Raw genomic sequence first — 24,816 nt, forward strand, 5'->3', positions numbered from 1 at the left:
TGAGCATATCTAGGGTTTTCTGTGCCCAATATCACACCGGTTCCGATTCGTTCAGAAGTCCCAGTCGTCGTCGTCCGTGGACTCGGAGTGCCCCATGACGTAGGAGGAGCCCGAACCCGAGAAGAAATCGTGGTTCTCGTTGGCCGATGGCGACAGGGCCGCCAGGATCTCCGAACTGACATCAGTCTGGTCGGCTGCGAACCGGGCCGGGTAGCCCAGGTTCATCAGTGCCTTGTTGGCATTGTAGCGAACGAAGGCGAAGACATCATCGACGAAGGGGAAGCCGTCATATATCTGCCCGGAGTAGACCATCTCCAGGTCGTAGAGCTTGTCCAGCAAATCGTTGGTGAACTTCTCCAGCATGGCCTGGTCGGCCTGGGTCCTCTCCTCCAGACCCCGCTGATACTTGTAGCCCGAGTAATAGCCATGGATGGCCTTGTCGCGCAGGATCAGCCGAATCATGTCGGCCGTGTTCATCAGCTTGGCATGGCTGGAGAAGTAAAGAGGCAGGTAGAAGCCCGCGTAAAGCATGAGGGAGGAGAGCATGGTGGAGGCCACCTTGCGCTTCAGGGGATCCTCACTGACGTACTCGTGCAGGACCGTGTGGACGCGCTCCTGGAGGACGTCGTTGGCCACAGCCCAGCGGTAGGCCTTGTCGATCTCCTCACTGGAGCAGAGGGTGGAGAAGACCGAGGAGTAGGAGCGGGCGTGGACCGACTGCATGAAGGCGATATTGGTATAGATGGCCTGCTCCTGCTCGGTGCGGGCGTGATCGATCTGCACCAGCTCGCCGATGGTGGCCTGGGTGGTGTCCAGCATGGTCAGTCCGGTGAAGACGCGGACGGTGGTCTGACGCTCATGATCGGTCAGGGTATTCCAGGATGGGATGTCATTGGACAGCGGCACCTTTTCGGGCAGCCAGAAGTTGGAGACCAGGCGGTTCCAGACCTCCAGATCCTTCTCGTCGGTGATGTTGTTCCAGTTGACCGGACGGATCCTGGCCTCAGGGGTGACACGGTACTGGGGCGGGGTGATGGACTTGCGCATCATCTCGTCGTCGGCATAGACACCGGCCTCTGACTTGGTGCTCTCTTTGGTGCTTTCCTGCTGGCTCATGACAAAACCGCCTTTCGTGAATCAGTCGACTGCTGCTGGAGCTGCACTCCCATTCCGGCCAGAATGGCTCTGACCGCCTGAACATCCTCCGAGGTGCCCAGCAGCTCGAAGCGATAGAGCTCAGGGACACCGCACCGGCGGGCTATCAGCGGGCCGGCCGCACAATAGGCGCTGCCAAAATTCCGGTTACCCGAGGTGACGACCCCGCGAATCAGTCCGCGGTTGACCGGATTGTTCAGGAAGTGGATGACCTGCTTGGGCACGGCCCCCTTGGCTGACCCACCACCATAGGTGGGCACCAGCAGAAGGTAGGGCGCATCCATAACGGGCATGGGCTGGCGCCGCTCGTACAAGGGGATGCGGATGGGCTCCTCCACGCCCAGCCGCTGCACAAAGCGGTGGGTGTTGTTGGAGACGCTGGAGAAATACACCAGCCTGGAGGCACCATCGGGAGGATCGTGCCGATCCATATCTGCTGAAGACATAGGGACTGCTGCTCCTTGGTAAACACTATATATTGGATTGACTTGGCCAGCCAACCACAATATATAGGTTTATCCAAGACGACACAAGTTCACAGAAGCAAAACCACCTCCGCTGTGAGATTCCATACAAGGACAGAGACGGCAAGCATTTGCCTTTACACTCGCACCATGGCGGCCGTCAGTCAGAGATTGGCCCCTGTGGCAGACCCTGTCGCCGCAGGTCGGCGCAAACCTCCAGGACACGGTCGTTGGCCTCCCGCTCCCCCACAGTGATGCGGATGCCCTCACCAGGGAAGGTTCTGACCGACAGGCCTGCATCACGGAAACGCTGATCAGCCTGCGTGGCGGCCTGGCCCAGAGGCAGCCAGTAGTAGTTGGCTCGAGGTTGGGGGATATTCCACCCCTGCTCCTGCAAACCAGCCAGGATTCTAGCCCGCTCCTGCTTGAGTGCCTGGACCCGTTCGGCCAGGCGGTCCTGTGCGTCCAGGCTGGCCATTGCCGCCGTCTGGGCCACATCGGAGACGCCGAAGGGCAGGGCCACCTTGTTCATGCCGGCAATGATCGGCTCGGCAGCCACGGCGTATCCGATCCGCAGCCCCGCCAGTCCGTAGGCCTTGGAGAAGGTCCGGGCCACTATCACATTGGGATGCTCGCGCATGAGCGACAATCCGTCGGCGCGGTCAGGGTCGTCGTTGAACTGTATATAGGCCTCGTCAAAGAGCACCGGCAGGTCGGCGGGCAGAGCCTGCAGCAGACGTTCGGCCTGGTCGCGGTCGACGTTGGTCGCAGTCGGATTGTTGGGATTGTTGACGATGACCAGTCTGGTGTGGTCGTTGACCGCGGCGATCATGGCATCGATGTCATGCCGCCCCTCTTTATCCAAGGGCACGGGCACACCTGTGGCTCCAGCCGAGGTGACGATGATGGGATAGGCTTCGAAACTGCGCCAGGGATAGACCACCTGGTCGCCATGGCCGGCCACCAGGTCAACCAGCTGGGTAATGACCTCAGTGGACCCGCATCCCAGCTGGATGCATGCGGGATCCACCCCGTGCAGCTGGGCCAGCCGCTCTACCAGAGAGGTGCCACGCATATCCGGATAACGGTTCAGATGGCCCAAGGCCTGTTCGGAGACGGTCTGGACCACGCCGGGCAGGGGCGGATAGGGGTTCTCGTTGCTGGAGATCTTGTAGCTGGTCAACCCGGGAACGGCTGGTGCCGGACTGCCCTGCCGGTATCCGGGAAGGGAATCAATGCTGGCGCGATGACGATAGTACATGGGCACCATGCTAGTGGCCGCCATATGCTCCTGCAGTGTCTGTTCCGCTGCACGGTCCTCCCGAGACGCGAATGGCCCCCGGTCCTTACGCAGGACCAGGGGCCAATATCACCGCCTCTTTACTTGAGGATGGCCAGAACGTCGCGCGCGGACACGATCAGGTAGTCCTCGCCGCCGTAGTTGACCTCGGTGCCGCCGTACTTGGAGTACAGAACCTTGTCGCCAACCTTGACATCCATAGGGATGCGCTCGCCCTTGTCGTCACGACGGCCGGGGCCTGCCGCCAGCACCTCGCCCTGCTGGGGCTTCTCCTTGGCGGTATCGGGAATGACCAGCCCGGAAGCGGTCTTGGTCTCCGCCTCAGCCTGCTTGATGACGATCTTGTCTTCCAACGGTGTGAGTGAAATCGACACTGTGGACCTCCTACATCTTGTGAGAACAGCCAATGAACCCACGCCGGAACGTCGATGAGAGGCTGACGAACACTCACCACGCATTCCTTTGCGCTACAAGTCATAGTAGCGCGAAATTAGCACTCTGCCAACTTGAGTGCTAACGCTGGTGGTGAAAGAATGATCGCCGATTGGTCCCTCAGGACTTGTCCGCCGGACGACGCCGAGCCAATATGGCCTCCACGCCGATGGACAGGGAGTCCTCGCTGCGGTCGGGCACCTCGACCTGAGCCTGCATCTCCCTCTTGTGAAAGTCGTCGGGCTGCCCATCGGCCTTCTTCTTCTCGGGGGGACGGGCCACGGAGACCTGCCGGGTGGACTTGATCTCCAGGCTGTGAGGACCCTCGTCTTCGTTATTCTTGCCGCCCTTGTCCGATCCCTCACCACGGGCTGAACCCAGGGAGAAGGAGATCAGATCCTGGCCCGCCGCCATACCGAAGGCGTCCAAGGCCGGAGAGGGATTGATGCGCTTGAGTTCATTGGTGGCATCGTCCTGAGCCTTTGCCGAGGACGATGATCCCCCGGATGTGGAGGACTGAGCCGACGAAGCTGGGCGCTCTTTGCCGGCAGACACAGAGACCGATCCAGACTTACCTGCCCGTGTGGTAGCGGATTGCACGGATGCCGACTGCGGAGAGGCGGCGGACTTGTCCACTGACGACTTGGGCGCTGCTGGCTTGGAGGCAGCCTCTTGGGCCCTTGAAGATTTGGTAGTTACCGGTTTCGAAGCCTCCAGTCGAGAAGCCGTTTGTTTGGCTGGGATCCGTGCAGAGGCTTTCTTGGCGGCGGACGGCTTGTTCGACGTATGTGCGGTCTGTGCAGCAGTCTTTTCGCTCGACTTGGCGGACCCGGCTGAACTCTTGGCCTTGTTGCTATTGACTGTAGACTTTGCAGGCTTGGCCGAGTTGTGCTGCCTGGCTTTGAGGGCTGCCTGCTGATCAGCCTTGGCCTGGGCCAGTGTTTGACGAATCTCACCCTGATCAAGCACATCCGTGGCAGTTTCCGTGCCGCCCTCATTCTTGGCCTGCCCAGGTTTGCTGGGGGTCCTGCTCTTAGTCAGAATGGCTGCCTGCTGACGACGCTGCCGGGCACGCCGCTGGGCTAAATTGCGCTCCCAGGCCCGGGCCTGGGCCGAAGCATGCGCGCCAGCGACCAACACCACCACCACCAGCGCCAGGGGAATCAGAGTAAACCATGGGCTGTAGTCCATAAGGAAGGAGCAACCAGCCACCAGCGGGGTGACGACCAAGAGGGCAAGGACCAGGATGCGACGACGACGTATGGCCGCGCGGCGCAACTGTCTGATCTGCTTGATGCGCTGGGCTTGACTGCGCCGGTTGCCATCCTGCTGCCCTTGCTGCATGACCAACCCTTTCACCGTCCTCGACTGCCTGTCGCAGAACCTCATGCCGTCTTCCCGACCCACCATATGCAGGGAGGTGGAAAGCCTGTCCTGGCGATGCTCCGAGGCCCGCTTCATGCCCTTGACGGTGCGAAACGGCAACCAACCCAGCACCAGAATCACTGCAATCACCAAAACCACGATGCTGCTGAGTGATTCATAAACCATAGGTACTACGTTAGTTGACGGTATGCCCCAAGCGGCAAGTCAAACTCAGCGTGTCGACCATGTCCGTCCCAGGGGCTCATAGACGAGCCAGCAAATCCGGATCGAATTGGTCGCTGATCCAGGCAAAGGTCAGGTGGTCCCGCCACTGTCCGTTGACATACATGTAACTGCGGCGCAGCCCCTCCGGCTCCATGCCCAGCTTCTGGACTACGCGCAGGGATCGTTCGTTTTCAGGCAGAATCGCCACCTCAAGCCGGTGCAGATGGGGTCCCCTCCTGTCTCTGAATGCCCAGTCAGCCAGCATGTCCAGAGCCAGGGGTGCGAACCCATGACCAATCCAATCCTGATCCACCCAGTAGCCCGCTGTCGCTGTACGCATGGATCCGTAGCGGATGGCGCCCAGGGAAATCTGCCCCACGATGCTCTGATGAAACTCCATCAGAAAGACCGCGGTAGTGCCCTCCTGCCGGGCACGTTCCAGCTCCTGCATCCACTGGGCATAGGTCATGCCAGGCCCGTGGCGGGGATCCCCTGACTCCCACGGGGCCAGCCAATCGCGATTTCTCCATCGGACCGCGTTCCAGGCTGCTTGGTCGCCCTCGCGGATGGGCCTCAGTAGGAAGTCCCCATGACCCGGGGGCGCAGTCAGACCGTCAGGCAAATCCAGGGCATGGTCCGAACGGGCTCGGGAACCCTGCCAGACCTGGCGGAAGGTATGCAGAACCGACATGACTCCATGTTCTCACCGAACGGCAGCTGAGGCAGACATGCGTCCACCAGGGAGAACCCCCTGCTGGTAGAACTGAGGACATGAACGAGCAGGAACGCATCGATAGGGACAAGCAGGATCGACGCAGCCGGCTGCTTGAAGCCCGACGACGTATCGACCTGACCCAGTGCCTGGACGCAGGGCGCAAGCTTGCCGATCTGCTGGCAGGCCAGGTACTTGCCAGGGTCGAACGCTCCCGAGGCGGCCAAAGCCTGACCGTAGCTGCTTTTGCCTCCATTCGCGGGGAGATAGCCATGGACCCCAGCCTGGACCTGCTACTGGGCCGGGGCGACCAGGTGCTCATCCCCATGCTGGGAACAGGCACCCAGGTAGGTTGGGGTCGATTGCAATCCCGGCAGGATCTGGATGACATGAAGCGGATTCCAGGTTGGCGGCCTGACGAACCCGATATGCCTGCCCTGCCGGCACGGGTCTTGGGTAAGGCCGATCTGATTCTGGTGCCAGCGCTGGCCATCGACCATGCCGGCATTCGTCTGGGTCGGGGCGGCGGCTGGTATGACCGGGCTCTAGGCCTGCGTGCCGAACAGTCCCCAGTGGTGGGCATCTGCTGGCCCGGCGAATTCGTGGAAGCCCCCCTGCCCCATCTGGACCATGATCTCCCCGTGGATGCAGTCCTGACGCCTGAAGGTTTCACGCCCACAGCCACAGGTCTGTCACGAAGGCCCGGCACAGACCATAATAGTGATGAACAAGGCTGACGAGAGGCCCGGTACCGATTCTTCTGGTCGAAGCCACCACTAGGATATTGGGTGTTGAACCAATCGTCGCGCGAACCGACCATCAGCGGAGGGAAAGAACGGTGCCCACCTATCATTATCGCTGCAAGAACTGCGGATACGACTTCACCAAGGAGCAGTCCTTCAACGACGAACCCATCACCATCTGCCCCAAGTGCGGGCAACAGCAGGTCCGTAAGATCTTCTCCGCAGTGCCCATCGAGTTCAAGGGCCATGGCTTCTACCGGACCGACGGAGCCTCATCCTCCTCTTCGAGCTCTACAAGCAGCAAGTAGACCAAGAGGCACATTCGACCACATCGACCATGCAGACCCTGACGCCGGCCAAGCTTCTGGCAGGCTGGGGACATGGTCGATTTTTCCATCTTCAGCAACAAGGGTAAGCCCTCAACGGCAGCCGGATCCCTGACCCGCCGACGGCGACTTTTTCGGCTGAGGCGCCTGGGGACCGCCCTGGCATTGGGGCTGGCAGTTTTCTGCACCTTGCAGATCCTGATCCAGGCCCAAGGCCACCTGTCTATATTGGTCGCCGCACGACCCATTGCACGCGGATCAGCCATCGAACCTGCCATGGTCGAAACGCGGATCATGCATGATAGGGAAGGTCTGCCCGGCCTGATCTCCTCGTTTGCACAAGTCCGCGGACGGCGGCTGATGATCAGCGTCCATTCGGGGCAACCGCTGACCACGGCCATGATCAGTAGCAGACCGGCACAGCCACCCGGAACGACCCCGGTGACGGTCCGCCTTGCCGACGATCCGGGCAACCTGCAGGCTGGCGACCAGGTGAGTTTGCTGGCTTCGGGGAACTGCCCATCCGCCGCCAGCCCGCATCCCGCCCAAGACCGACCAGGTTCTGATAGGACACCAGGGCTTCCCCATAGCCAGCAAACCAGCGACCTGCAGACACCTACTTCCGGGCAGGCCTCAGGCAGCGGAAACTGCATGATAGCCGAGAAAGCTCTGGCGCTACAACCGGCGCAGACAATTCCCAGGGACCGATCCGACCCGGAAGGACGGGAGGGCGACCAAGTCCGGCAAGCGTCCCAGGCCGTCTTCGCTCTGAACGCTGGTCAGGCTCTGCTCTTGCTGTCGCTGGATCCATCAACCCCCGTCATCGCCATCCGCCCCGACAGCACTCCCGCACCAACACCCTCTAATCATGTCGGAAAACCGAAACCATTCTGGGCCCACGATAATGGAGGAAGAAGCAGGTATGGGCACTCCATGCCTGACATCAGCTACGGAAGGATGCAGGATGGCCTCGATCAATCAAGTGGCGGCCAAGGATACCGCCGAAGCAGTCCACAAAATCTCACAGATCAGCAACAAGGGCGTGCTGGGCGAGTTCAAGCAGTTCATCTCGCGCGGATCCATGGTGGATATGGCCGTGGGCGTGGTCATGGGTTCTGCGGTGACCAGCGTGGTCAACGCCATCGTCAACAATCTGATCAGCCCGCTGATCGCCATGATCTTCGGCAAACCGGACCTGTCAGGACTCCTGACCATCAGCTACCGGAACGCCACTATTTCCTTTGGCGCCATTCTGACGGCCCTGCTCAACTTCCTCTTGATCGCCATCGCCGTCTACTTCTGCATCATCATGCCCATCAACAAGCTGCGGCAACTGAGCCGGGCGGCCTCGGGCATCAAGGACCAGCCCAATGCACCCAGCCCGCAAGACCAGAGCCTGCAGTTGCTTCGCCAGATCGCCGACGATATCCACCGGTCAACAGGTACAGACAGGCAACAGGACGGAACCGAACTGCCCAAGGGTCAGGATTAGGATCAGCGGTCAGTCGCCACGCTCATTGGGGAAGAGCCCCCAATGCGGAGGCAGCTCGCCCAGGATCCTCCGGTCATCCCCGTCAAGACGATCCTGCGGGCAGACCCGGTCCTGAGGATCTTCCTCGATGCCATCAACATCGAACCGTTCCCTGCCTGGGCGAACCACCCGGTGATGCCGGCGCGGGCGCGAAGTTGCAGGCTCACCAGGCTCACCGGTCTGCTTCCCGCGTTCTGGCTGATCATCCTTCGCCATTAACGCGCCTGCTGGTAGATATCGGCAAGGCGGGCGACGATCCTGTCGGCTTCTTTGTCAGGGTTGACAAAGGCCGAAACGCTCCAGACGGTCATGACCGACCATCCGAGATACTGCAGGTCCTCGGTGGTGAACCGGTGACGTTCCCGGGTGGACTGGGTATGCATGAACTCGGCGTCGTCTGTCAGCACCGCCAAAGCATAGGGCTTGTTCTTGAGCCCGACCACCAGCGGAATTCTGGGCGCCTGGTCGTATCCGTAATCCAGAGCTACATCCAGCCCCCGGGTCCGCAGCCGCTGGGCCAGATCCCGGAAGAGCACATTGGTGGACTGCTCGGCCTGCTCGGGTCGGACCGGTTCCGCATCAGGGTGCTCAGCCCAGGTCAGCAGATCCTTGAGCAGACGCGGCCCGGGCTGGTGAAGGCGGTCGTCCTCCAGATCCTCCGCGGAAAATGCCGCGACGATGTCCAGATTCCGATCCGGCAGAACAAGCGCATCCAGCAGCATACCCTTGCCCCCTTCGCCTTCCAGATCGCCGAACTGCTGCAGGAGACGGCCGTGAGTGGTCTTGGCGAAGCCCAGAGTGAGGATTACATCCGTGGCTCGAGCACCACAGACCTCGTCAATGCCGACGATGCGTACATGCCGCAGGAACTTGGCAAAAACCCTGTCCTTGGCTGCTGCCGATTTGAGTTCGGCGCCCAGCCGGGAGCGATGGGTTGCCGACAGGGTGACCACAGTCAGCAGATAACTATTCGGCACCAGGGAGAAGGATCCTGCCCTGCGCTTGAGCATGTCGACAACGGCAGCGACCTCCTGTTGACTGGACTCGACCAGACCGGTGGCCATGACCGGGACGCCAGCGCCCTCCACCCTGGTCAGCGTCACCCTGCCAGGTTCCCGACAATCGGGGACAGGTGCCGACAGATCCCCATAGCCGTGATCCTTCAGGAAGGCGTCCAACCGAGTCGAGCGGCGTGAGGGGCGGGCTTTGACGGTGACTGGGACCAGATGGTCGATCAATTGCAAAAGGCCATCCGAAGTGATGGTAGGCCGGTGGGCGATGACCGCCACCTGCCGGGCCCGAGCCAGCACAGTCAGCACCTGGATGGAGGGCATATGGGCCCCGGCATCGATGATGACCGTGTCGGCCAGCTGTGTCGGATTGGTCCTCGTTGCCAGCGTGGCCGGAGTCGCGATGATGATGGGCTTGGCCGCCGACAGTATGCCAGGGTGGGCCTGTTGGAAGACCGCAAGGGAGGCACCGGGGTTTCCGGCCAGCATGGTGTGCAGCTGATTGGCCTCCTGGGTGCGCGAGAAGAGCAGCTCGGAAAGACGCTTTTCGCTCTCCTGGGCAACCATGGGCCCTACGCTGGCCACATGCTGGGCATCCACCTGGCTGAAACGGTCGGCTGCGTTGGACAGGGCGGAACCATCCTGGTTGGAGATGATCTGCGAGGAGCGCATGATGTCGTCGAAGACCGTGGTCCACCAGGCCAGTTGCAGCTCGGCCCGTACCGCCTTGCCTTCAACCTGACGGTTGCGCAGGTCCTGGACCAGGTCCTGCAGCCCTGCCTCGCTGAATTCACCCTCCAAAGCGCAGCGCTCAGGCAAGGTATCCAAGGCTGTATGGTCGTCAAAGAGCGCCTTGAGCCGCTCCTCCACCTTGTTGAAGTCCATGGTCTCCAGATCGCCGCCTGCCGGAGTCGAGTCCAGGACGGTGTCAAGAGCTGTCATGTCGCGGATCAGGGATTCCTGCGTGTCGATGATGACGTCCAGTTTGGGCGGCAGGACCGGCCAGCCGCCGTGGGGGACGAAGGTCCGCCACTGCTCGGCCTGCTTGGAGACCACCACCAGCGACTCATGCAGATCCTCGACCTGGGCGCCGGGCCTGAGCAGGCTCTTGGCCTCCTTGACCAGACGTCTACGTTCCCAGAATCCCAGATTGGTGCCATTGGCCTTGCGATCGGCCTTGGACTTGGTGGCCTCGATCATGGCGGGGATGTCACGCTCGAAGATGGAAGGCTGGAAGACATCCAGAACCCGTCGCAGGTTCTTGAGGACCACCACCTGCCGCCCCCAATCCTTGACGGTAGCCGGCACAGGGAATCCACAGGTCTCTACAGTGGATTTGACCTGCTCACGGGTGTCCGGCAGAAGCCGCTGCAGAAGACGGACCACGCGGGAGTAAGCGTCCACAGCCTCGTTCTCGCTGACCAGGGTGGCGCCGTACCAGGGGGTGTCCTGGGGGCCGATGACGAATTCGCCCAGCTCAGCAGCCCTCTCCAGCTTGTCCGCCCACGTATCCAACTCGGGCTGCAGGTTGTGGGCCGTGGCCGCGCCCAGACGGACACGGGTGGCAGGATGCGTAGGCATATTGGCGATGTTGGCCAGATTCTGAATGGTCTGGTAGGCCGAAACCCCCCAGCTGGAATCCACCCCATGCAGATCGCCCAGGTAGCGGGTCAGTCGGGAGCGGACACCCACAAGCTCGTCAGCCACCTGATCAAAATGCTCGCTGGACTTGCCGGGTTTGAACCCCACTGCATCGATCAATCGTTGGTCCAGGATCCTGCCCAGTTGGTCGTCAGTCAGATCAAGGGCCATGTCAGCCATCCCAGCGGCATCCAAACGATGCTGGAAACGCCGCTTCTCCTCCACCACGCAGGGCACATAGAGCACGGTCCTGCCGGCGGTGACGCAGCGCGAGGCGATGGCCAGGGCATCATCGGCGCTGTGACGGCCGGTCTGCTCATCCACAAGCACGCTGTGCCCGGTCGCCACCAGCTGGGCGGCATAACGGACCCGGTTGTCCACATCTCCAGCCTCAAACTCGCTGTGAGGGTCAGCATCGAAGGGGCTGTAGTCGGGCACTGGTCCGCCCTTGAGCCGCTCGGAGGCCGCCTGGTCGCCAGCTAGGGCATCGAGCAAATCGTTGCCGGTGGATCCAGCGGTCATCCGGTCCAGAATCCGCAGGCTTTCGCCCAGCAGCTGGGCCGATGGCTCGATAAAGCACCCCAGAACAATTTTCCGCTCAATGGTGAAGTCGCTGATATGCGGCGTGATCAGGGCCGTCATGTCCTTGAAAAGCGACGAGGTTTCAGGGGTGCCGCCCTGATAATGGGAGGCGGAAAACAGACGATCCGGATCCAGGGTGATACCCCGCTCGCGCATGGCCGAGATCAAAGCAGGATTAAGATCCACCTTGCCTGTGAATCTGATGGAGGCCCTGGAGGCCCCCTGTGTGCTCTCATCGATGCGCACGGGATAGAGCAGTACGGGCATGTCACGCCCCTGCCAGGCAGCCACCCCCACCACCATGGAGAGCTGGGCGAAACCGCTGGCACGCTCCTTGGCGGCCTGATCATCCAGAACCCGCTCCATGCGACGGTGGGCCGCACGCAGCATGCCGCGATCCCGGAAAAGCGCATCCAGATGAACCTGGCCGCTGGCGAAAAGCTGGGCAATCCCGGAAGGATGCGCGTGCGTCAGATCCATCTGAGCGGCCAGCTGCGACACATTCTCCAAGGGAGTCAGTCCCACCTGGTTCTGATAGTCCTGGCGCCATCCCCGGATTCGCTCCAGGGGAGTCAACGGAGCCTTGACCTCTTCTGCCGCACGCTCGGAGGAGGACCCAGCCGTTGATGCCTGTGCATCAGCCCGTTTGTCCTCTTCCGATCCACCGGTGCTCATTACCGTCTCGCTCATCCGTCCACTCACTTCCGCACGGCGTTCAGATATTCGTGATACCCGTCATTGTTGCGCAGGGCCGCGTCGATGTCCTGGTCACCCTGAGCCTCCAACCAGGCGTACAGATCATCATAAAGGGCCGGATTCATCGCCAGGAAGGGCAGCAACTGGCGATGCTTGGCCATGGCGAACTGCAGGGCGAAATCCCCGGTGCGTTTGGCATCATCGGAGCTCATCCCATCCACCTCGATGGCCTCCTGACCACGGTCATAGTCACCCTTGGAAACCCGCTCAAAAACGGATCCAGGCTCGAAAGCCGGCTGATACCGCTGGTCATCATCCGGCTGATCCGCTGGCTGAGGACGCCGATCCTGATCTGATTCCTTCTTGGAAAGGCGGGCCAGCTCTACGGCTCCCAGCGGAGTGAATCCCTGGCCCGTGTCCGCTTGGCTCACCCGGCCTTGCCGAGATTGACCATCTGCATGACCCCTGCGGCCAGAAGCTGCGCGATCATCGCGATGACGACGATCATCACGGGCATCGCGAGCATCCTGGTCATAGCGATCCTGATCGGGGGCCGATTCAGCGGAACGGGAACGACGAGCATCAGCGAAAAGATCGCGATCGACCGGCTGGCTATCCTCCTCCCGAGTGCCGACCAAGGGCAGACTCTGCTCGGATTCGCGTTCCTGCCATGGCAGAGGCTGGCGGGCTTCGCCACCACGCCGGTCACCTTCGCGATCCTCGAATACTCCATCATCCGGCTGGTCGGAATAGGCTCCGCGAGGGTATGATTCCTGGCCCTCAGCCGAGCCGACATCGGCCGGCCTCCTGTCGGTCTGGCCATGCTCGGCTGAATCAGCATTGTCAGAATAACGAACTTGCTGGCCTCGGGAATCTGCTGGCTCCGGTCTTCCTGAGAAAGGTGACGACGGATTGCCCTCTGAACCGCGAGCGGCTGGGGCATTCCTGGGACGATCTGGTGAAGCGCCGCCGGCCTCTGGGGAAGAATCGGCTGTCTTGGCAGCGCCCAAGGCCATATCGTGAAGGGCAGTGACCCGGTTGCGAACCCCGTCGGCCTTGAAGATGCCAGTGGGCTCGCCGGCGCGCATGTCCAGAATGTCGTCGACGGACATTTCAGCCGCATCAGGCTCCACCATGCCCCGGGGCTGTGTGGAGTATGAGAAGAGGTCAGGCACCCGGGGCGAGGGATTGGTCGTATCCTCTTCGGGATTGTTGATGCGCACGAAGTCGACCGGGACATCACCGAACTGGAAGCGAGCCGAGCTGCTGGACAGGGGGAAGGCGGCGTCCACAGGCAGCCTGACCAGGGAGCCGTCGGACTGGATCAGATAGGAGCCGTTGGTGGAACCCATATCGCGCAGGGTGGCCAGACCGTCCTGGTCGACGGAAAAAATGGCATGTCGTTTGGACATGGATTTAGTCTGATCGGGCACCTCCAGACGGCGCCGACCGTCATCGGCCAGCGGACGCAGGGGTTTGCGGCCAATCTCGACGGTCTCGCCAGGCTTGAGCCGGGTCTCTTCCGCCCCATTGAACTTGATTATCCACACCTGCCCCGGTCGCCGATCGTCACTCACGTTTTCGACCTCCCAAATCTGCAGCCGCCTTCACTCGGTACTACCGCCTATTCTGTCATGAAACCCAGAGATAGGATTGATTGCGTGCCGAATTACCTGATAAAGGACACATGAGAGGCTCGCAGGCATAGCGCACCTCTTGGAGCCGTCCGGATCGGGAGTATCTGCAGGTCTGATTGTGGTAAACGGCAGGCGGTTCATTGCCTGCCATGAATCAATTCAGACACTTCGATCCACTCTTGTGCGGAAAGCAAACGACTCATAATCGTTTGGTCCAAGGCCGACCCAACAGGCATACCCATCCCCCAGGGTATGGCCGGGTATGGGAAAGCCCCGGGCCGTCGGTGACGACACAGGGCTTTCCAGCATGCAAGGGCTCGGAAAGAGCCGATGACTACTTGAGCTCGACGGTGGCGCCGGCCTCTTCCAGCTGAGCCTTGGCCTTGTCGGCGTCCTCCTTCTTGGCACCTTCCAGGACGGCCTTGGGGGCACCGTCAACCAGAGCCTTGGCGTCGGCAAGGCCCAGGTTGGTGATGGCCTTGACGGCCTTAATGACCTGGATCTTCTTGTCGCCGATGGCGGAGAGCACGACGTCGAACTCGGTCTTCTCCTCCTCAGCAGGAGCAGCAGCACCGGGGGCGGCAGCGGCCACGGCCACGGGGGCGGAGGCCTCGACGTCGAACTCGTCCTCGAACTTCTTGACGAAGTCGGACAGCTCGACCAGAGTCATTTCCTTGAACGCGTCGATGAGCTCGTCAGCGGAGAGCTTGGCCATAATGGCTTCCTTTCATTTGTGGCGACCGGCATTGACTGGTAGGCCGATCACCGAACATCTTTTTTTGTGTTTACCGTATGGATCCGGGCCAGTGGCCGTGGACTCAGGCGGCCTTTTCCTGCTTCTCGCGCAGGGCATCGAACGTGCGCACAGCCTTGGTAGGCACAGCGACGAACAGGTTGGCGGCCTTGGACATGGTGCCCTTGAGCGCGCCGGCCATACGGGAGAGCAGAACATCGCGGGATTCCAGATCCGCGATCTTCTTCATGGCATCCGCGTCAGCAACGGCTCCATCGATGAAGCCGCCCTTGACGATCAGTGCCGGGTTGTCCTTGGCGAAATCACGCAACGTCTTGGCGGCATTGACGTAATCACCCTTGACGAAGGTGATGGCGCAGGGGCCGGCAAGCATCTCATCGAGACCCTCGATTCCGGCCTCTTTGGCCGCAATCCGGGCTAGCGTGTTCTTCGCCACGTTGTAGGAAGTATCGCGGCCTAGCTTGTTTCGCAGATCGGCGACCTGCGGAACACTGAGCCCGCGGTACTCGGTGAGGATGATGGCATCGGCGTCACGGAACTTGTCCGTCAGCCTGGCGACAGCCTCTTCCTTTTCGGGCCTTTTCATGGCGTTCCTTCCTAGACAGACCTCTGGAGGGAGCCGGACGACCGAGCATGGCAGGCAAAAAGAAAGCCCTGCCGACAGGCAGAGCGGAAAACAGGCCACGAGGACCAATCTAAAACTCAACCTGTGCTGGCTCGATCAACCGAACTTAGGAGACCCAAGGGTCCCGACCAACGGTCTTTGGTATGCAAAGGGAAATAGTACACAGGTCAGCTGCAGCCGTCAAGTTCGCAGGCCCATAGGTGCCAAGTTGCACGGCCGAGGGCTTCTTGCTAACCGGCGCTCAGAGCTCGCGCACGATGCCCAGCACCAGCCTGGCGGCCGTGTCGGCATATTCGGAGATATCGAACTCCCGGAAGACCTCATAGTCGGTGTCGGCATTGTCGCTCAGAGCGCGAATAACCAGGGCGGGCACCTTGTTGCGGGCCGCCACATGGCAGACAGCTGCCCCCTCCATCTCGACCGCATCGGCCCCGGTCTGCTCCTTGACTTCGGCAATCTTCTCAGGGCTGTCCACAAAGTAGTCACCTGTCGCAATGGTGCCGACGATGTGCTTGATCCCCATGGAGTCCAGAGTACGGCTTGCCAGATCCAGCAGGTGAGGATCCGAGTGGAACTCCTCGGTGCCGGGGGCCGACTGGGCCACCAAGCGCATATCAGTGTCCAGATACCGCAGGGTACCTCCAAGGACCACGTCGTTGATGTGCAGATCCTTGTTCAGGTTGCCCGCAATACCAGAGAAGATAACGGCCCTGGGATGGAAGGCATCGATCAAATACTGTGTGGTGGCGGCGATGTTGACAGTGCCCATGCCACCCACGGTGGCAGCCAGACGAACCGGGCCGTGTGCCCCATCAAGGGTGCCACATATGACCTTCAGGCCAGCATCACCAGCATGGGGATCCCGGTCCGCCTGCTTCAGACCTCGGCCGATCAGGGCCACTTCCTCATCCATGGCCCCGATGACGGCAACCGGCCGCCGATCTTCACCCTCCAGGGAAGCATCCGCTTCGCTCATACCTGACTCCTTATCCAAGATTTCACCTGCAACTGCAGCCCGACCAGACTACTGCAGGCGCAAGTCAACGAGCCGCGCTTCGACGACGGTCCACTGCTCCTGCCAGCTCCTCCAGCAGGTCCTGGGTATCAGGCCAGGAGATGCAACGGTCGGTGATCGAACACCCGTAGACCAGCTGGTCCAATGGGGCCGGCTTCTGATTGCCTCCACGTATGAAACTCTCCATCATCAGGCCAGTGACGCCTTCCTCACCGTCGCCTATCCGCCGGGCCAGCTCATGGACAACCTGGATCTGGCGCCGCTCGTCTTTGCCGGAATTGCCGTGGGAAGCATCGATGAGCAGTCCGTGGGCAGCCGCGCTGTCCTTAGGCATGCGCTTGCGCAGTACGGCAAGGGCTGCCCGCACTGAATCCTGATCATAGTTGGGGCCGGACTTGGAGCCGCGAAGGACCAGATGGCAGTCTGGGTTGCCCATGGTCGCCACTGCCGCAGCCTGACCCTCATGGTCTATCCCGAAGAAGGTGTGGCGCTGGGAGGCCGCGTAGCAGGAATCAATGGACACATCCACGCTGCCGTCCGTGGCGTTCTTGAAGCCGATGGGCATGGACATGCCGCTGGCCAGCTGCCGATGGACCTGGCTTTCCGTGTTCCGGGCACCAATGGCCCCCCAGCTGACCGCGTCAGAAATGTACTGCGGCGATGTAGGCTCAAGAAATTCCGTGGCCGCCGGAAGTCCGGTTTCCAGCACCCCCAGCAGAATGCGCCGTGCCAGGACCAGGCCCTTCTGGATGTTATAGCTGCCATCCAGGTCGGGATCGTTGATCAGACCCTTCCAACCGACCGTGGTCCGAGGTTTCTCGAAGTAGACCCGCATGACGATCAGCAGCCGATCCTTCAACCGCTCATTGACGGCCGACAGACGACGAGCATAGTCCAGTGCGGCATCGGGGTCATGGATGGAGCAGGGGCCCACAATGACCAGCAACCGGTCATCCCGCCCATGCAGGCAATCCACGATCTCCTGCCGGGAGCGGATGACCAGGTCCTTGGCCGGTCCATCCAAGGGATAACGAGTCAGCATCTGCGCGGGCGAAGGCAAACGGTCAAGCTCAAAAACTCGCCTGTTGACGATCCGGCCTATGCCTACCTCGTCCTCCCACCTGGGCACGTTTCCTGTCTGCAGGGGGTTGACACCTGCCGCCAGCGCCTTATGCACCAGTTCAACCTCGTAGGCCTTACTGGGTCGGGGCAGAGGCTCCTGCGGCTCATCCTTCATCCGGCTCATGCCTTCATCCTTTCCCGACGAGCTTGCACAGCATCGGCCAGGATCTGCAGCAGTTCCTCGGTCCTGTCCCAGGAAATGCAGGCGTCGGTGACGGACTGGCCGAAGACCAGCTGATCCAGTGGGGCCGGTTTCTGGTGGCCGCCCTCAAGAAAGCTCTCCATCATGATGCCTGACAGGCCCTGCTCACCCTTGGCGAGGCGGTCTGCCAACTCTTCAACCACCTGGGCCTCACGCACTGGATCCTTGCTGCAGTTGCCATGGGCTGCGTCAACGATCAGGCCCCGGCAGGCTCCAGGACCCAGCGGAGCCTGATGCATGGCTTCCAGGGCGGACCGGACGGATTCCGAATCGTAATTGGGGCCATGGCTGGAACCGCGCAGAATTATGTGGCAGTCAGGGTTGCCCCTGGTCTCGGCAGCGATGACATGGCCGTCCAGATTGATGGACAGAAAGTGATGCTCGGATGCTGCTGCCAGGCAGGAATCAACCGCTGCCTTTACGCTGCCCTCGGTCGAATTCTTGAAACCCATGGGCATGGACATGCCGCTGGCCAGTTCCCTGTGGACCTGGCTCTCCGTGTTCCGAGCACCGATGGCCCCCCAGCTGACCGCGTCAGAGAGATATTGTGGGGTGATGGGATCCAGCCATTCTGTGGCCGCCGGGATCCCCTGTCCCAGAACCTGCCAGAGCACCTGACGTGCCAGGCGAATCCCCTTGCGAATGTTGAATGTTCCATCCAGATCGGGGTCATTGATCAGCCCCTTCCAGCCCACCGTGGTCCGGGGTTTCTCGAAGTAGACCCGCATGACGATCAGCAGCTGATCCTTCAATCGCTCATTGACCGCCGACAGGCGACGGGCGTACTCCAGCGCAGCCTTCGGGTCGTGGACTGAGCAGGGGCCGGTGATGACCAGCAGCCGGTCGTCCCTGCCATGCAGAACATTGCGAATGGCCTGGCGGGAGTCCCGTACCAGCTCCATACGCTCCGGATCCAGGGGTCGCGAGCGCAGAAAAACCCTGGGAGCCGGGATGGGATCCAGCTGACGAATGTTGACATCCACTGTTTCGGGAAAGACGGCCGTATCGGCAAAATACTGCCGCTCCTCTTCCGGGATGATATCCGGTTCCTTGACGAATGCCACGGTCGCTCTCCTCTCTGTCGTACTGCGACGATCTTGCCCGAATTCCTTATGACCGCCCACATCCGGGCCAATGCGGACGGCTCGTTCCCGCAGCCCATGCAGACCGCGGAAACGAACAATTAGATGGATAAATTAGGTGTGGTTGCTCAGGCTAGGGCACCCATGGGATCCCAGGCGGGCAGCATGATGGCCTCCTGGTCGAAGGCCTGGCGATACTCCTCGGACAGCATGGACTTGGGCACGGCCACCTCGTAGACATACTGACTGAACCAGTCGTCGCTCATAGTGAAGTAGCCCTTGTTGGCGATGTCACCGCCCCAGGAGTTCTCCACCCGCCAGCGGTTGGTGGTTCGACCGTCATCGGCCACATCCACGCCCACGAATGCCATGGCATGGTTCTGGGCCGAATCGCCGAAGCGCACCCGCTGCTCCTTGTCCATGTCGAAGTCCACTCCGTAGACCCTGCCGTACTCGAACAGGTCAGTCGCCCACTGACCGGCCTTGCGGTCCATCATGGGGTGGCAGTCGGCGCCGAACCAGACCGGCAGGCCCTGCTCGCTCATCAGACGACGGGCACAGTCCTTCATGACCTCCACAGGAACGTTCAGGTACTCGGTGGGATCACCACCAGCCACGTTGCCCAGGTGCTCGATGCCAATCTTGCGGCCCTTGGGGTGCTCGGGGCGTGGATCGTCGACTAGGCAGACATAGTCTTCAAGCCCGGCATTCACGTAGCGCTTCCAGAACTCCTGTGGGGTGATCCGCCCATCCCGGTGGAAGACACCGTCCTTGTCGGTCCACTCCCAGTCGAAGCTGGTGGGCGGGGTGCCCAGATGAATGGTCAGGATACGATGACCGGCCTCCAGAGTTCGATCGACGATCTCGTCGATCCCGTCCGGATTGGCCACCATGTGAGCCGTGGCCTGGTGGAGCAGGCGACGCAGCTGATCATTCATCTGGCTGGTGTTCTGCGAGGAGGCGGTCTCGGGATAGAACTGCTTGGGCACTGCGCCGTACTTCTTATAGATGTTCATGGCCATGATCCACTGGCCGCCATCGCCCATGACGTCGCCCATCATGAAGCGCATGAGCTGGGAGTCGACGGGCTCGCCGGCACGCACCAGAGCCGCCACGTCGCGCAGGAAGTAGTTGACACGCTCAAGCTTGTCATAGTACATGGCGTAGTTCTGGGACAGCTCGAAATCGCCCATAGGATTGGCTGTGCTTTCACCATCGATGTTCAGCGCCTTGCGGGCCACGAATCGGGCTACGTTCAGCGAGCTGAAGAGCCAGCAGCGGCCGGAATGCGCCTGCGAAGTGACCGTGCCATTATCGATGCTGACCGAAAATCGGTGCTGGAGCAGACGGGAGCGGTTATAGTTGTGGGCCACCTCGTCAATGCCTACCTGAGTGACGGCGTTCATGGCGACGTGGTTGGCCTCGCGCTCATCGAAGGCGGTGCGCAGGCCCTCCAAACGGGTCTGATCCAGTGGTGTCAGTACTGATGTCATACGGTCTGTCCTTGTTTCCTTTCATGCGGATGTATCTGCATCCCTGCATCCAGCATAGCGGGAATCGGCCCTCAAGGGTTCGCCTGGCGGAGGATGTGGACAACTGTACCCTTGTCAAGCCAGGGAGAAGCGCTGGGCCGCATTGACGACGGCCAGGGCCACCAGGACGGCCAGCCCGAGGGAGATCCAGCCCTTATAGGTGCCGTGGCGTGAACGATTGGCGCGGAGGTGTTCTGCCAGCTGTCCCCGAATCAGCCAAAGGACGACCAGTCCCCCAACCAGGCCCAGAAGGGTCATACCCTGGTTGATCATCATGCCGGTGCGGGCCGGCACCGTCTGCGTCAGCCACATCATGGCGTCAGCAAGGACCAGGTTGTTGAAGATATGCAAAGCCATGGACCAGAGGATGGAGTATTCCATGGCGATGACACCCAAAACCAGACCCAGCAGGAAGGTGAACAGGCTCTGGGTGATGTCTCCGTGCAGGCAGGCGAAGATAAAAGAGGAGGTGACGATGGCGAAGGTTCGTCCGTAGGGCTTAAGTCGCCCCATGACCACGCCGCGCAGCAGGAACTCCTCGACGATGGGGACCAGGATGGCCGTGTCCAGGGGCGACAGGAACCCATGCTGGCCCGCTGCGATCTGGGAGGTGGTGGAGTGGTAGACCAGCCCCAGAGCCTGTGATCCCTGGTTGACCACCCAGGTGAAGCCGGTCTCGATGCTGCTGGCCAGCATGATCAGCAGGATGGCCCCGATCAGCACGGCCGGACCAGGATTGGTCTGCGCCTTGTACTGCACAGGGTTGGAACCGCGCCCGAGCAGATCCTGACCGCGGGTGCCGAAGAGAAAGACCAGCATGACCAGATCGCCCAGCAGATCCCCCAGCCCCGGCTGACGGGCAATGCCCAGGGCCGCAGCCACCGAGGGCAGATTCAGAACCCCTGCGATCAGGTTGGCCACCACCAGATACACCAGGGCATAGAGGGATTGCAGGTCCACTCCACGGCGCACCTGGGCACTCCATGGGCGTGAGGCCACAGCCGACCCGGACGACCCCGTGGCGGACACATGTGATGACGCGTGCCGTGATTGCTGCATGACGCTCTCCCAACCCCGTGACCCTTGGCCTGCACCTCTTCACTATCGACTCTAGGCCTCAGCAGGGGTTCTGGCCGAGATTGACAGCCACCCAACTTCCAAGCAAGGCAGAACGACAGGGCCGGATCACAGACCATGCCTGCGATCCGGCCCCAAGGAACAATGTCCTTTGCTAATCAGTCCCGATCGGTCGGGGCAGCGTCATCGTTGATGGGCGGAATAACCGTAGTTTCCTGATCGGTGACTGCCTTCTCCATCTGTCCGGCCTCATCCTGGGCCGGCGCGTCATCGGCCTGGGCGGATGCATCGGAAAGGGCGCTCGGCGCCGGAGAGGGCAGAACCTGAGTAGGCATATTGGCTGAGGACCTGACAGCCGCAGTCACGTTGGCTTCATCCTCGGGATTACTGGTGGAATCAGTGGCCACGCCATCGGTCGGTTGGCTGGCTGGAACCGGATCGACCAGTGTCTGAGGGGTGTCTGCCTGGGCATCGGCAAGGGGCTGATCGACGGCCTGATCCTCACCCTCAGCCTCCGAGGATGTCGCCGAAGCCGACGAAGCAGGGGCCGGCAGCGGATCCGCGGCAGGTACAGCGTTGACCACGGGCACGCTGGGCGCCTGCCCCTCGTCCTGGTCATTGATCACAGCCTCATCATGGAAGCCGTCGAAGTTGCCGAAGGACTTGGAGAAGATGTTCCGCAGCTCGTCGACCCGAGAGGTAATGGTGGCCTCCCGGTGCTGCAGCTTGGCGATGTGGTCCTTGAGCCCGTCAAGCTCGGATTGTGCGGCCTTGCGCTGGTCCTCGATCTCGGTTTGGGCGCGCTGCTTGGCCTCCTCCAACAACTGGTTGGCCTTGCGCTCGGACTCCTCCCGCTTGAAGGAGGCGAACGAATCGGCATCCTTGCGGGTGGCCTTGGCCTGTTCAATCAGCTCCTGGGTCTCCTTCTCGGTCTTGACCCGCCGATCCTCCAGGTTCTTGAGCAGCTCGCCCACCTTCTTGGTGGCATCCTCCTGCTGGGCGGCAATGTCGGAGCGGACCTGCTCGGCCTCGGCGTTGACCTTGGCCATGGTCTCGGCGCTGGTGACCTTGGACTCGTCCACGATCTGCTGGGCCTCGGACTTGGCTTTGTCGGTGATTTCCGAAGCCTGCCGACGGGCATCATTCAGGCTCTTGGAGACCTGCTCACGCACGTCGGCCAGCTTCTTGTTGGCCTCGGCCAGGGCCTTCTGGATCTGATCGTTGGCCTCTTTCTTGAGCTTGGCGATCTCCTCGTCGCTCTTGCGCCGCTTGTCGGCAATCTCCTTGGCGGCCTTGGCCTTCTGTTCGGACAGCTCCTTGTCCTGGGTGGCCTTGCTGGTGGCCAGCCGCTTCTCATGCTCCTCGCGTGAGTTCTGCAGCTCCAGATCCAGAGCCTGACGGCGTTCGGCCACGACCTTATCGGCTGCGGCCTTGTTCTGTTCGCTCTGCTGCTTGGCGGTGGTGGTGACGGTCCTGGCTTCGTCGTTGGCGGCCTCGACGATGGACTTGGCCTTGGCATTGGCCTCGTCCACGATGTGCTTGGCTTCAAGCTGAGCCTTGTTGACCAGGGTCGTCGCCTTCTCCTGGGCGGAGGTCTTGGTGGATGCCGCATCCTGCTTGGCGCGGTTGAGCAGCTCGGTGCTGGTCTGCTCGGCCGAGGCCAGCAGCTGCTGGGCGTTGGCCCCCAGGGAAGCGAAGGAATTGCGCGGCTGTTCGGGCTTGCGGGACTTGACCTCCTGGAGTTCCGCCTCCAGCTTCAAAATGCGATCGTCATCGGCCTTGATCTGCTGACGCAGCCGGGCTAGATTGCTCCGCGAGGCCGCCAAGGCCTGGTCGACCCGCTCCTTGTCATAGCCTCGCAGGACAACGGGAAACTGATCTTCGGCCATGGAAACACTCCTCTTCGCCACCAGGACATGCCGGGCCGTGACAAGGATGTCTTCGGTCCGGTGGATTTACCTCGACTCTACCCCATGACCGACCAAAAGTCGCCGTCTGACCTGCCGCCGACACATTGGCCTTACATACGGGTCTCAGGCAATAAGAATGGGACTGGAGGAGGGCCTGCGATAGTAGCGAATGGTCTCATTGACCACCTCGCGCACAGCCTCTATCTGCTGATCCAGGGGCAGACCGCACTCCTGACCGCCGCTTTCGTTGACCAGGGGAAGGCTGACGAACCCGGCCAGGACATCCTTGTGTCCTGCTGCCCAAGCCAGCAGGTTGTAGAAGAGCGCGTTGCAGACATAGGTGCCCGCGTCCGAGCTCAGCGTGGCAGGAATGCCGCAGGTGCCGAAGTCGTGCAGGATGGCCCTCAGCGGCAGTCGGGTCCAGTAGGCGGCCGGGCCCTGGGAGTCGATGGGCTGGCGGTTGGCATGACGGATGGTATCTCGAGACTCCTGCTCCCCCAGATTTTCACGTTCGTCAGCGTCGTCCTCCTTGAGGTTGACGGCGCAGCGCTCCATGGCGATGCCGCGAGCCCGACGCTTGAGCCCTGTGGCGATGATGATATCCGGACGCACACGCTCTATGGCCTCATGCAGTATGGGCCAGGCCTTGGCGAAGCTGACAGGCATGGTGACGGAGGAAATGGCCAGATCCACGCCCTCCAGCGGATCCTCCTCGGTGGGGCCGACTGGCCGCATGCCTTCCATGCCATGCTCGGCCAGAGCCTGCGAGACCTGATAGGAGGGGTTGACATCAACACCCTCGTAATGATCGTATCCGGCGACGATGACCTTGATCTGCTCCATGTGCCCCATGGTACACAGGGCTTCACCCGGCCAGGGAGCGCGCTATCCATTCAGCCATGGGCACGTCCGAGGGCAGGGTGATCTTCATGTTGGTCACACTGCCGGCCACGATGGCCACCGGCTCCTCGGGCAGGCGGTCCACCACCACCCGGGTGTCGTCGGTGGGATGGAAGTCGGGGTCTGCGGCAGCCAGGTCATAGGCCTTGCGGAGGGTGCCGAAGCGGAAGGCCTGCGGGGTCTGGGCCCGGAACATGTTGTCTCGGTCGGGCACCTGACGGACCACCTTGCGATCCCCCAGATCCCCGGCCATCAGCATGGTGTCGGTCGAGGCCACGGCCACGGTTGCGGCGTTGAAAGTATCCAGGGCATCGATGCAGCCATTGATGGACTCCTGGCTGACGAAGGGGCGTACGGCATCGTGGATGAGCAGCTTGGCATCCTGGGGGATCTCCGCTTCGGCCAGGGTCTGCAGGGCCGCCTCGGTGCTGTCCATGCGCTCGATGCCGCCCTGAATGACCATGCGGACCTTGTCGTAGGTGTCATCGCCCACGATGGCCTCGACAGCCTCCCGCACCCGATCGTTGACCACGACCAGAATGTCGGTGACCCGGGCATTGAACTGGAAGGCGTCAATTGACCAGGTGATGATGGGTTTGCCGCCCACCTGCACCAGCTGCTTGGGGTTGCTCTCGTCAAATCGAAGGCCCAGCCCGGCCGCCAGAATTACCGCCACAACTGGCTGAATCTGCTCCTCTGGCTCGGCGTTATCCTGACTGACCTCGGACGGGGCTGCTGATGCTCTGCTCTCACTCATAAACTCAACGGTACTCACGCC

General features: G+C 61.5%; 22 protein-coding genes and 1 pseudogene. 4 read left to right on the forward strand and 19 right to left on the reverse strand.

The features are described from left to right. Window positions 1-51 precede the first annotated feature (51 nt). The 6 genes from nrdF to LPC22_RS02475 form a co-directional block, all read right to left on the reverse strand. The gene (gene nrdF, locus LPC22_RS02450; RefSeq protein ID WP_229132307.1) at window positions 52-1,047 is read right to left on the reverse strand and encodes a class 1b ribonucleoside-diphosphate reductase subunit beta; all 996 of its coding nucleotides are present in this window, start codon (window positions 1,045-1,047) and stop codon (window positions 52-54) included. Window positions 1,048-1,112: 65 nt separating this feature from the next. Continuing rightward, window positions 1,113-1,601: a class Ib ribonucleoside-diphosphate reductase assembly flavoprotein NrdI gene (gene nrdI, locus LPC22_RS02455; protein ID WP_229131875.1), complete on the reverse strand. Its 489-nt coding sequence runs from the start codon at window positions 1,599-1,601 to the stop codon at window positions 1,113-1,115. Between the two features lie 178 nt (window positions 1,602-1,779). Continuing rightward, the gene (locus tag LPC22_RS02460; protein WP_229132309.1) at window positions 1,780-2,880 is read right to left on the reverse strand and encodes a histidinol-phosphate transaminase; all 1,101 of its coding nucleotides are present in this window, start codon (window positions 2,878-2,880) and stop codon (window positions 1,780-1,782) included. 119 nt (window positions 2,881-2,999) lie between these two features. Beyond that, window positions 3,000-3,293 (reverse strand): co-chaperone GroES, encoded by a 294-nt coding sequence (gene groES, locus LPC22_RS02465; RefSeq protein WP_015022393.1) that lies wholly within the window; start codon window positions 3,291-3,293, stop codon window positions 3,000-3,002. A 178-nt stretch (window positions 3,294-3,471) separates the two neighbouring features. Beyond that, window positions 3,472-4,902, reverse strand: a complete 1,431-nt coding sequence (locus LPC22_RS02470) for a hypothetical protein (RefSeq protein WP_229131876.1) — start codon at window positions 4,900-4,902, stop codon at window positions 3,472-3,474. 76 nt (window positions 4,903-4,978) lie between these two features. Continuing rightward, a complete protein-coding gene (locus LPC22_RS02475; RefSeq protein WP_229131877.1) occupies window positions 4,979-5,632 on the reverse strand; it encodes a GNAT family N-acetyltransferase in 654 nt (217 codons plus the stop codon). Between the two features lie 80 nt (window positions 5,633-5,712). On the opposite strand from LPC22_RS02475, the gene LPC22_RS02480 reads away from it, so the two are divergent. From LPC22_RS02480 to LPC22_RS02490, 4 genes and pseudogenes are all read left to right on the forward strand, one after another. Further along, window positions 5,713-6,390 (forward strand): 5-formyltetrahydrofolate cyclo-ligase, encoded by a 678-nt coding sequence (locus LPC22_RS02480; RefSeq protein ID WP_229131878.1) that lies wholly within the window; start codon window positions 5,713-5,715, stop codon window positions 6,388-6,390. Window positions 6,391-6,491: 101 nt separating this feature from the next. Beyond that, on the forward strand, window positions 6,492-6,704 hold the full coding sequence (locus LPC22_RS02485; protein WP_024626815.1) for an FmdB family zinc ribbon protein: 213 nt from the start codon (window positions 6,492-6,494) through the stop codon (window positions 6,702-6,704). Window positions 6,705-6,776: 72 nt separating this feature from the next. Beyond that, window positions 6,777-7,115 (forward strand): annotated as a pseudogene (locus LPC22_RS08440) (SAF domain-containing protein); the annotation flags it as partial. Between the two features lie 688 nt (window positions 7,116-7,803). Next, a complete protein-coding gene (locus tag LPC22_RS02490; RefSeq protein ID WP_373312880.1) occupies window positions 7,804-8,214 on the forward strand; it encodes an MscL family protein in 411 nt (136 codons plus the stop codon). A 9-nt stretch (window positions 8,215-8,223) separates the two neighbouring features. On the opposite strand, the gene LPC22_RS02495 is transcribed toward LPC22_RS02490, so the two are convergent. The 13 genes from LPC22_RS02495 to LPC22_RS02555 form a co-directional block, all read right to left on the reverse strand. Further along, window positions 8,224-8,469 carry a hypothetical protein gene (locus LPC22_RS02495; RefSeq protein ID WP_229131880.1) on the reverse strand — a complete coding sequence of 82 codons (246 nt, stop codon included), beginning with the start codon at window positions 8,467-8,469 and terminating at the stop codon, window positions 8,224-8,226. Then, window positions 8,469-12,176 (reverse strand): PDDEXK-like endonuclease domain-containing protein, encoded by a 3,708-nt coding sequence (locus LPC22_RS02500; RefSeq protein WP_229131881.1) that lies wholly within the window; start codon window positions 12,174-12,176, stop codon window positions 8,469-8,471. Before LPC22_RS02500 ends, LPC22_RS02495 begins: the two co-directional genes overlap by 1 nt. Window positions 12,177-12,184: 8 nt before the next feature. Then, the gene (locus LPC22_RS02505) at window positions 12,185-13,759 is read right to left on the reverse strand and encodes a variant leucine-rich repeat-containing protein (RefSeq protein WP_229131882.1); all 1,575 of its coding nucleotides are present in this window, start codon (window positions 13,757-13,759) and stop codon (window positions 12,185-12,187) included. 394 nt (window positions 13,760-14,153) lie between these two features. After that, window positions 14,154-14,534, reverse strand: coding sequence for a 50S ribosomal protein L7/L12 (gene rplL / locus LPC22_RS02510; RefSeq protein ID WP_045924837.1), 381 nt, complete (start codon window positions 14,532-14,534; stop codon window positions 14,154-14,156). A 103-nt stretch (window positions 14,535-14,637) separates the two neighbouring features. After that, window positions 14,638-15,159, reverse strand: coding sequence for a 50S ribosomal protein L10 (rplJ, locus tag LPC22_RS02515; protein ID WP_024626821.1), 522 nt, complete (start codon window positions 15,157-15,159; stop codon window positions 14,638-14,640). Window positions 15,160-15,439: 280 nt separating this feature from the next. Then, entirely contained in the window at window positions 15,440-16,174 is a 735-nt protein-coding gene (gene mtnN / locus LPC22_RS02520) for a 5'-methylthioadenosine/S-adenosylhomocysteine nucleosidase (RefSeq protein WP_229131883.1), read from the reverse strand. Window positions 16,175-16,238: 64 nt separating this feature from the next. Then, on the reverse strand, window positions 16,239-17,459 hold the full coding sequence (locus tag LPC22_RS02525; protein ID WP_229131884.1) for a 3-deoxy-7-phosphoheptulonate synthase: 1,221 nt from the start codon (window positions 17,457-17,459) through the stop codon (window positions 16,239-16,241). After that, a complete protein-coding gene (locus LPC22_RS02530) occupies window positions 17,456-18,577 on the reverse strand; it encodes a 3-deoxy-7-phosphoheptulonate synthase (protein WP_373312882.1) in 1,122 nt (373 codons plus the stop codon). The genes LPC22_RS02525 and LPC22_RS02530 overlap by 4 nt, the downstream gene beginning before the upstream one ends. Window positions 18,578-18,747: 170 nt before the next feature. Beyond that, window positions 18,748-20,112: a C1 family peptidase gene (locus tag LPC22_RS02535; RefSeq protein ID WP_229131886.1), complete on the reverse strand. Its 1,365-nt coding sequence runs from the start codon at window positions 20,110-20,112 to the stop codon at window positions 18,748-18,750. A gap of 114 nt (window positions 20,113-20,226) precedes the next feature. Further along, window positions 20,227-21,210, reverse strand: coding sequence for a CPBP family intramembrane glutamic endopeptidase (locus LPC22_RS02540; RefSeq protein WP_229131887.1), 984 nt, complete (start codon window positions 21,208-21,210; stop codon window positions 20,227-20,229). 176 nt (window positions 21,211-21,386) lie between these two features. Beyond that, window positions 21,387-23,117 (reverse strand): cell division protein, encoded by a 1,731-nt coding sequence (locus tag LPC22_RS02545; protein ID WP_229131888.1) that lies wholly within the window; start codon window positions 23,115-23,117, stop codon window positions 21,387-21,389. A 144-nt stretch (window positions 23,118-23,261) separates the two neighbouring features. Beyond that, window positions 23,262-23,981, reverse strand: a complete 720-nt coding sequence (locus tag LPC22_RS02550) for a pyroglutamyl-peptidase I (RefSeq protein WP_229131889.1) — start codon at window positions 23,979-23,981, stop codon at window positions 23,262-23,264. A 22-nt stretch (window positions 23,982-24,003) separates the two neighbouring features. Further along, window positions 24,004-24,795, reverse strand: coding sequence for an IspD/TarI family cytidylyltransferase (locus LPC22_RS02555; protein WP_024626829.1), 792 nt, complete (start codon window positions 24,793-24,795; stop codon window positions 24,004-24,006). Window positions 24,796-24,816 lie beyond the last annotated feature (21 nt).

This window comes from Bifidobacterium mizhiense, assembly GCF_020884755.1.
In the GTDB taxonomy this organism is placed as follows: Bacteria; Actinomycetota; Actinomycetes; order Actinomycetales; family Bifidobacteriaceae; genus Bombiscardovia; species Bombiscardovia mizhiensis.

Excerpts from the sequence above, each read along its gene's own strand:
- rplL (WP_045924837.1), bottom strand. The coding sequence starts at position 14,534 with ATGGCCAAGCTCTCCGCTGACGAGCTCATCGACGCGTTCAAGGAAATG.
- LPC22_RS02480 (WP_229131878.1), top strand. The coding sequence starts at position 5,713 with ATGAACGAGCAGGAACGCATCGATAGGGACAAGCAGGATCGACGCAGC.
- LPC22_RS02495 (WP_229131880.1), bottom strand. The coding sequence starts at position 8,469 with ATGGCGAAGGATGATCAGCCAGAACGCGGGAAGCAGACCGGTGAGCCT.
- LPC22_RS02475 (WP_229131877.1), bottom strand. The coding sequence starts at position 5,632 with ATGTCGGTTCTGCATACCTTCCGCCAGGTCTGGCAGGGTTCCCGAGCC.
- LPC22_RS02470 (WP_229131876.1), bottom strand. The coding sequence starts at position 4,902 with ATGGTTTATGAATCACTCAGCAGCATCGTGGTTTTGGTGATTGCAGTG.
- LPC22_RS02460 (WP_229132309.1), bottom strand. The coding sequence starts at position 2,880 with ATGTACTATCGTCATCGCGCCAGCATTGATTCCCTTCCCGGATACCGG.
- LPC22_RS02525 (WP_229131884.1), bottom strand. The coding sequence starts at position 17,459 with ATGAGCCGGATGAAGGATGAGCCGCAGGAGCCTCTGCCCCGACCCAGT.
- LPC22_RS02545 (WP_229131888.1), bottom strand. The coding sequence starts at position 23,117 with ATGGCCGAAGATCAGTTTCCCGTTGTCCTGCGAGGCTATGACAAGGAG.
- rplJ (WP_024626821.1), bottom strand. The coding sequence starts at position 15,159 with ATGAAAAGGCCCGAAAAGGAAGAGGCTGTCGCCAGGCTGACGGACAAG.
- mtnN (WP_229131883.1), bottom strand. The coding sequence starts at position 16,174 with ATGAGCGAAGCGGATGCTTCCCTGGAGGGTGAAGATCGGCGGCCGGTT.
- LPC22_RS02500 (WP_229131881.1), bottom strand. The coding sequence starts at position 12,176 with ATGAGCGAGACGGTAATGAGCACCGGTGGATCGGAAGAGGACAAACGG.
- LPC22_RS02540 (WP_229131887.1), bottom strand. The coding sequence starts at position 21,210 with ATGCAGCAATCACGGCACGCGTCATCACATGTGTCCGCCACGGGGTCG.
- nrdI (WP_229131875.1), bottom strand. The coding sequence starts at position 1,601 with ATGTCTTCAGCAGATATGGATCGGCACGATCCTCCCGATGGTGCCTCC.
- nrdF (WP_229132307.1), bottom strand. The coding sequence starts at position 1,047 with ATGCGCAAGTCCATCACCCCGCCCCAGTACCGTGTCACCCCTGAGGCC.
- LPC22_RS02550 (WP_229131889.1), bottom strand. The coding sequence starts at position 23,981 with ATGGAGCAGATCAAGGTCATCGTCGCCGGATACGATCATTACGAGGGT.
- LPC22_RS02535 (WP_229131886.1), bottom strand. The coding sequence starts at position 20,112 with ATGACATCAGTACTGACACCACTGGATCAGACCCGTTTGGAGGGCCTG.
- LPC22_RS02490 (WP_373312880.1), top strand. The coding sequence starts at position 7,804 with ATGGTGGATATGGCCGTGGGCGTGGTCATGGGTTCTGCGGTGACCAGC.
- LPC22_RS02555 (WP_024626829.1), bottom strand. The coding sequence starts at position 24,795 with ATGAGTGAGAGCAGAGCATCAGCAGCCCCGTCCGAGGTCAGTCAGGAT.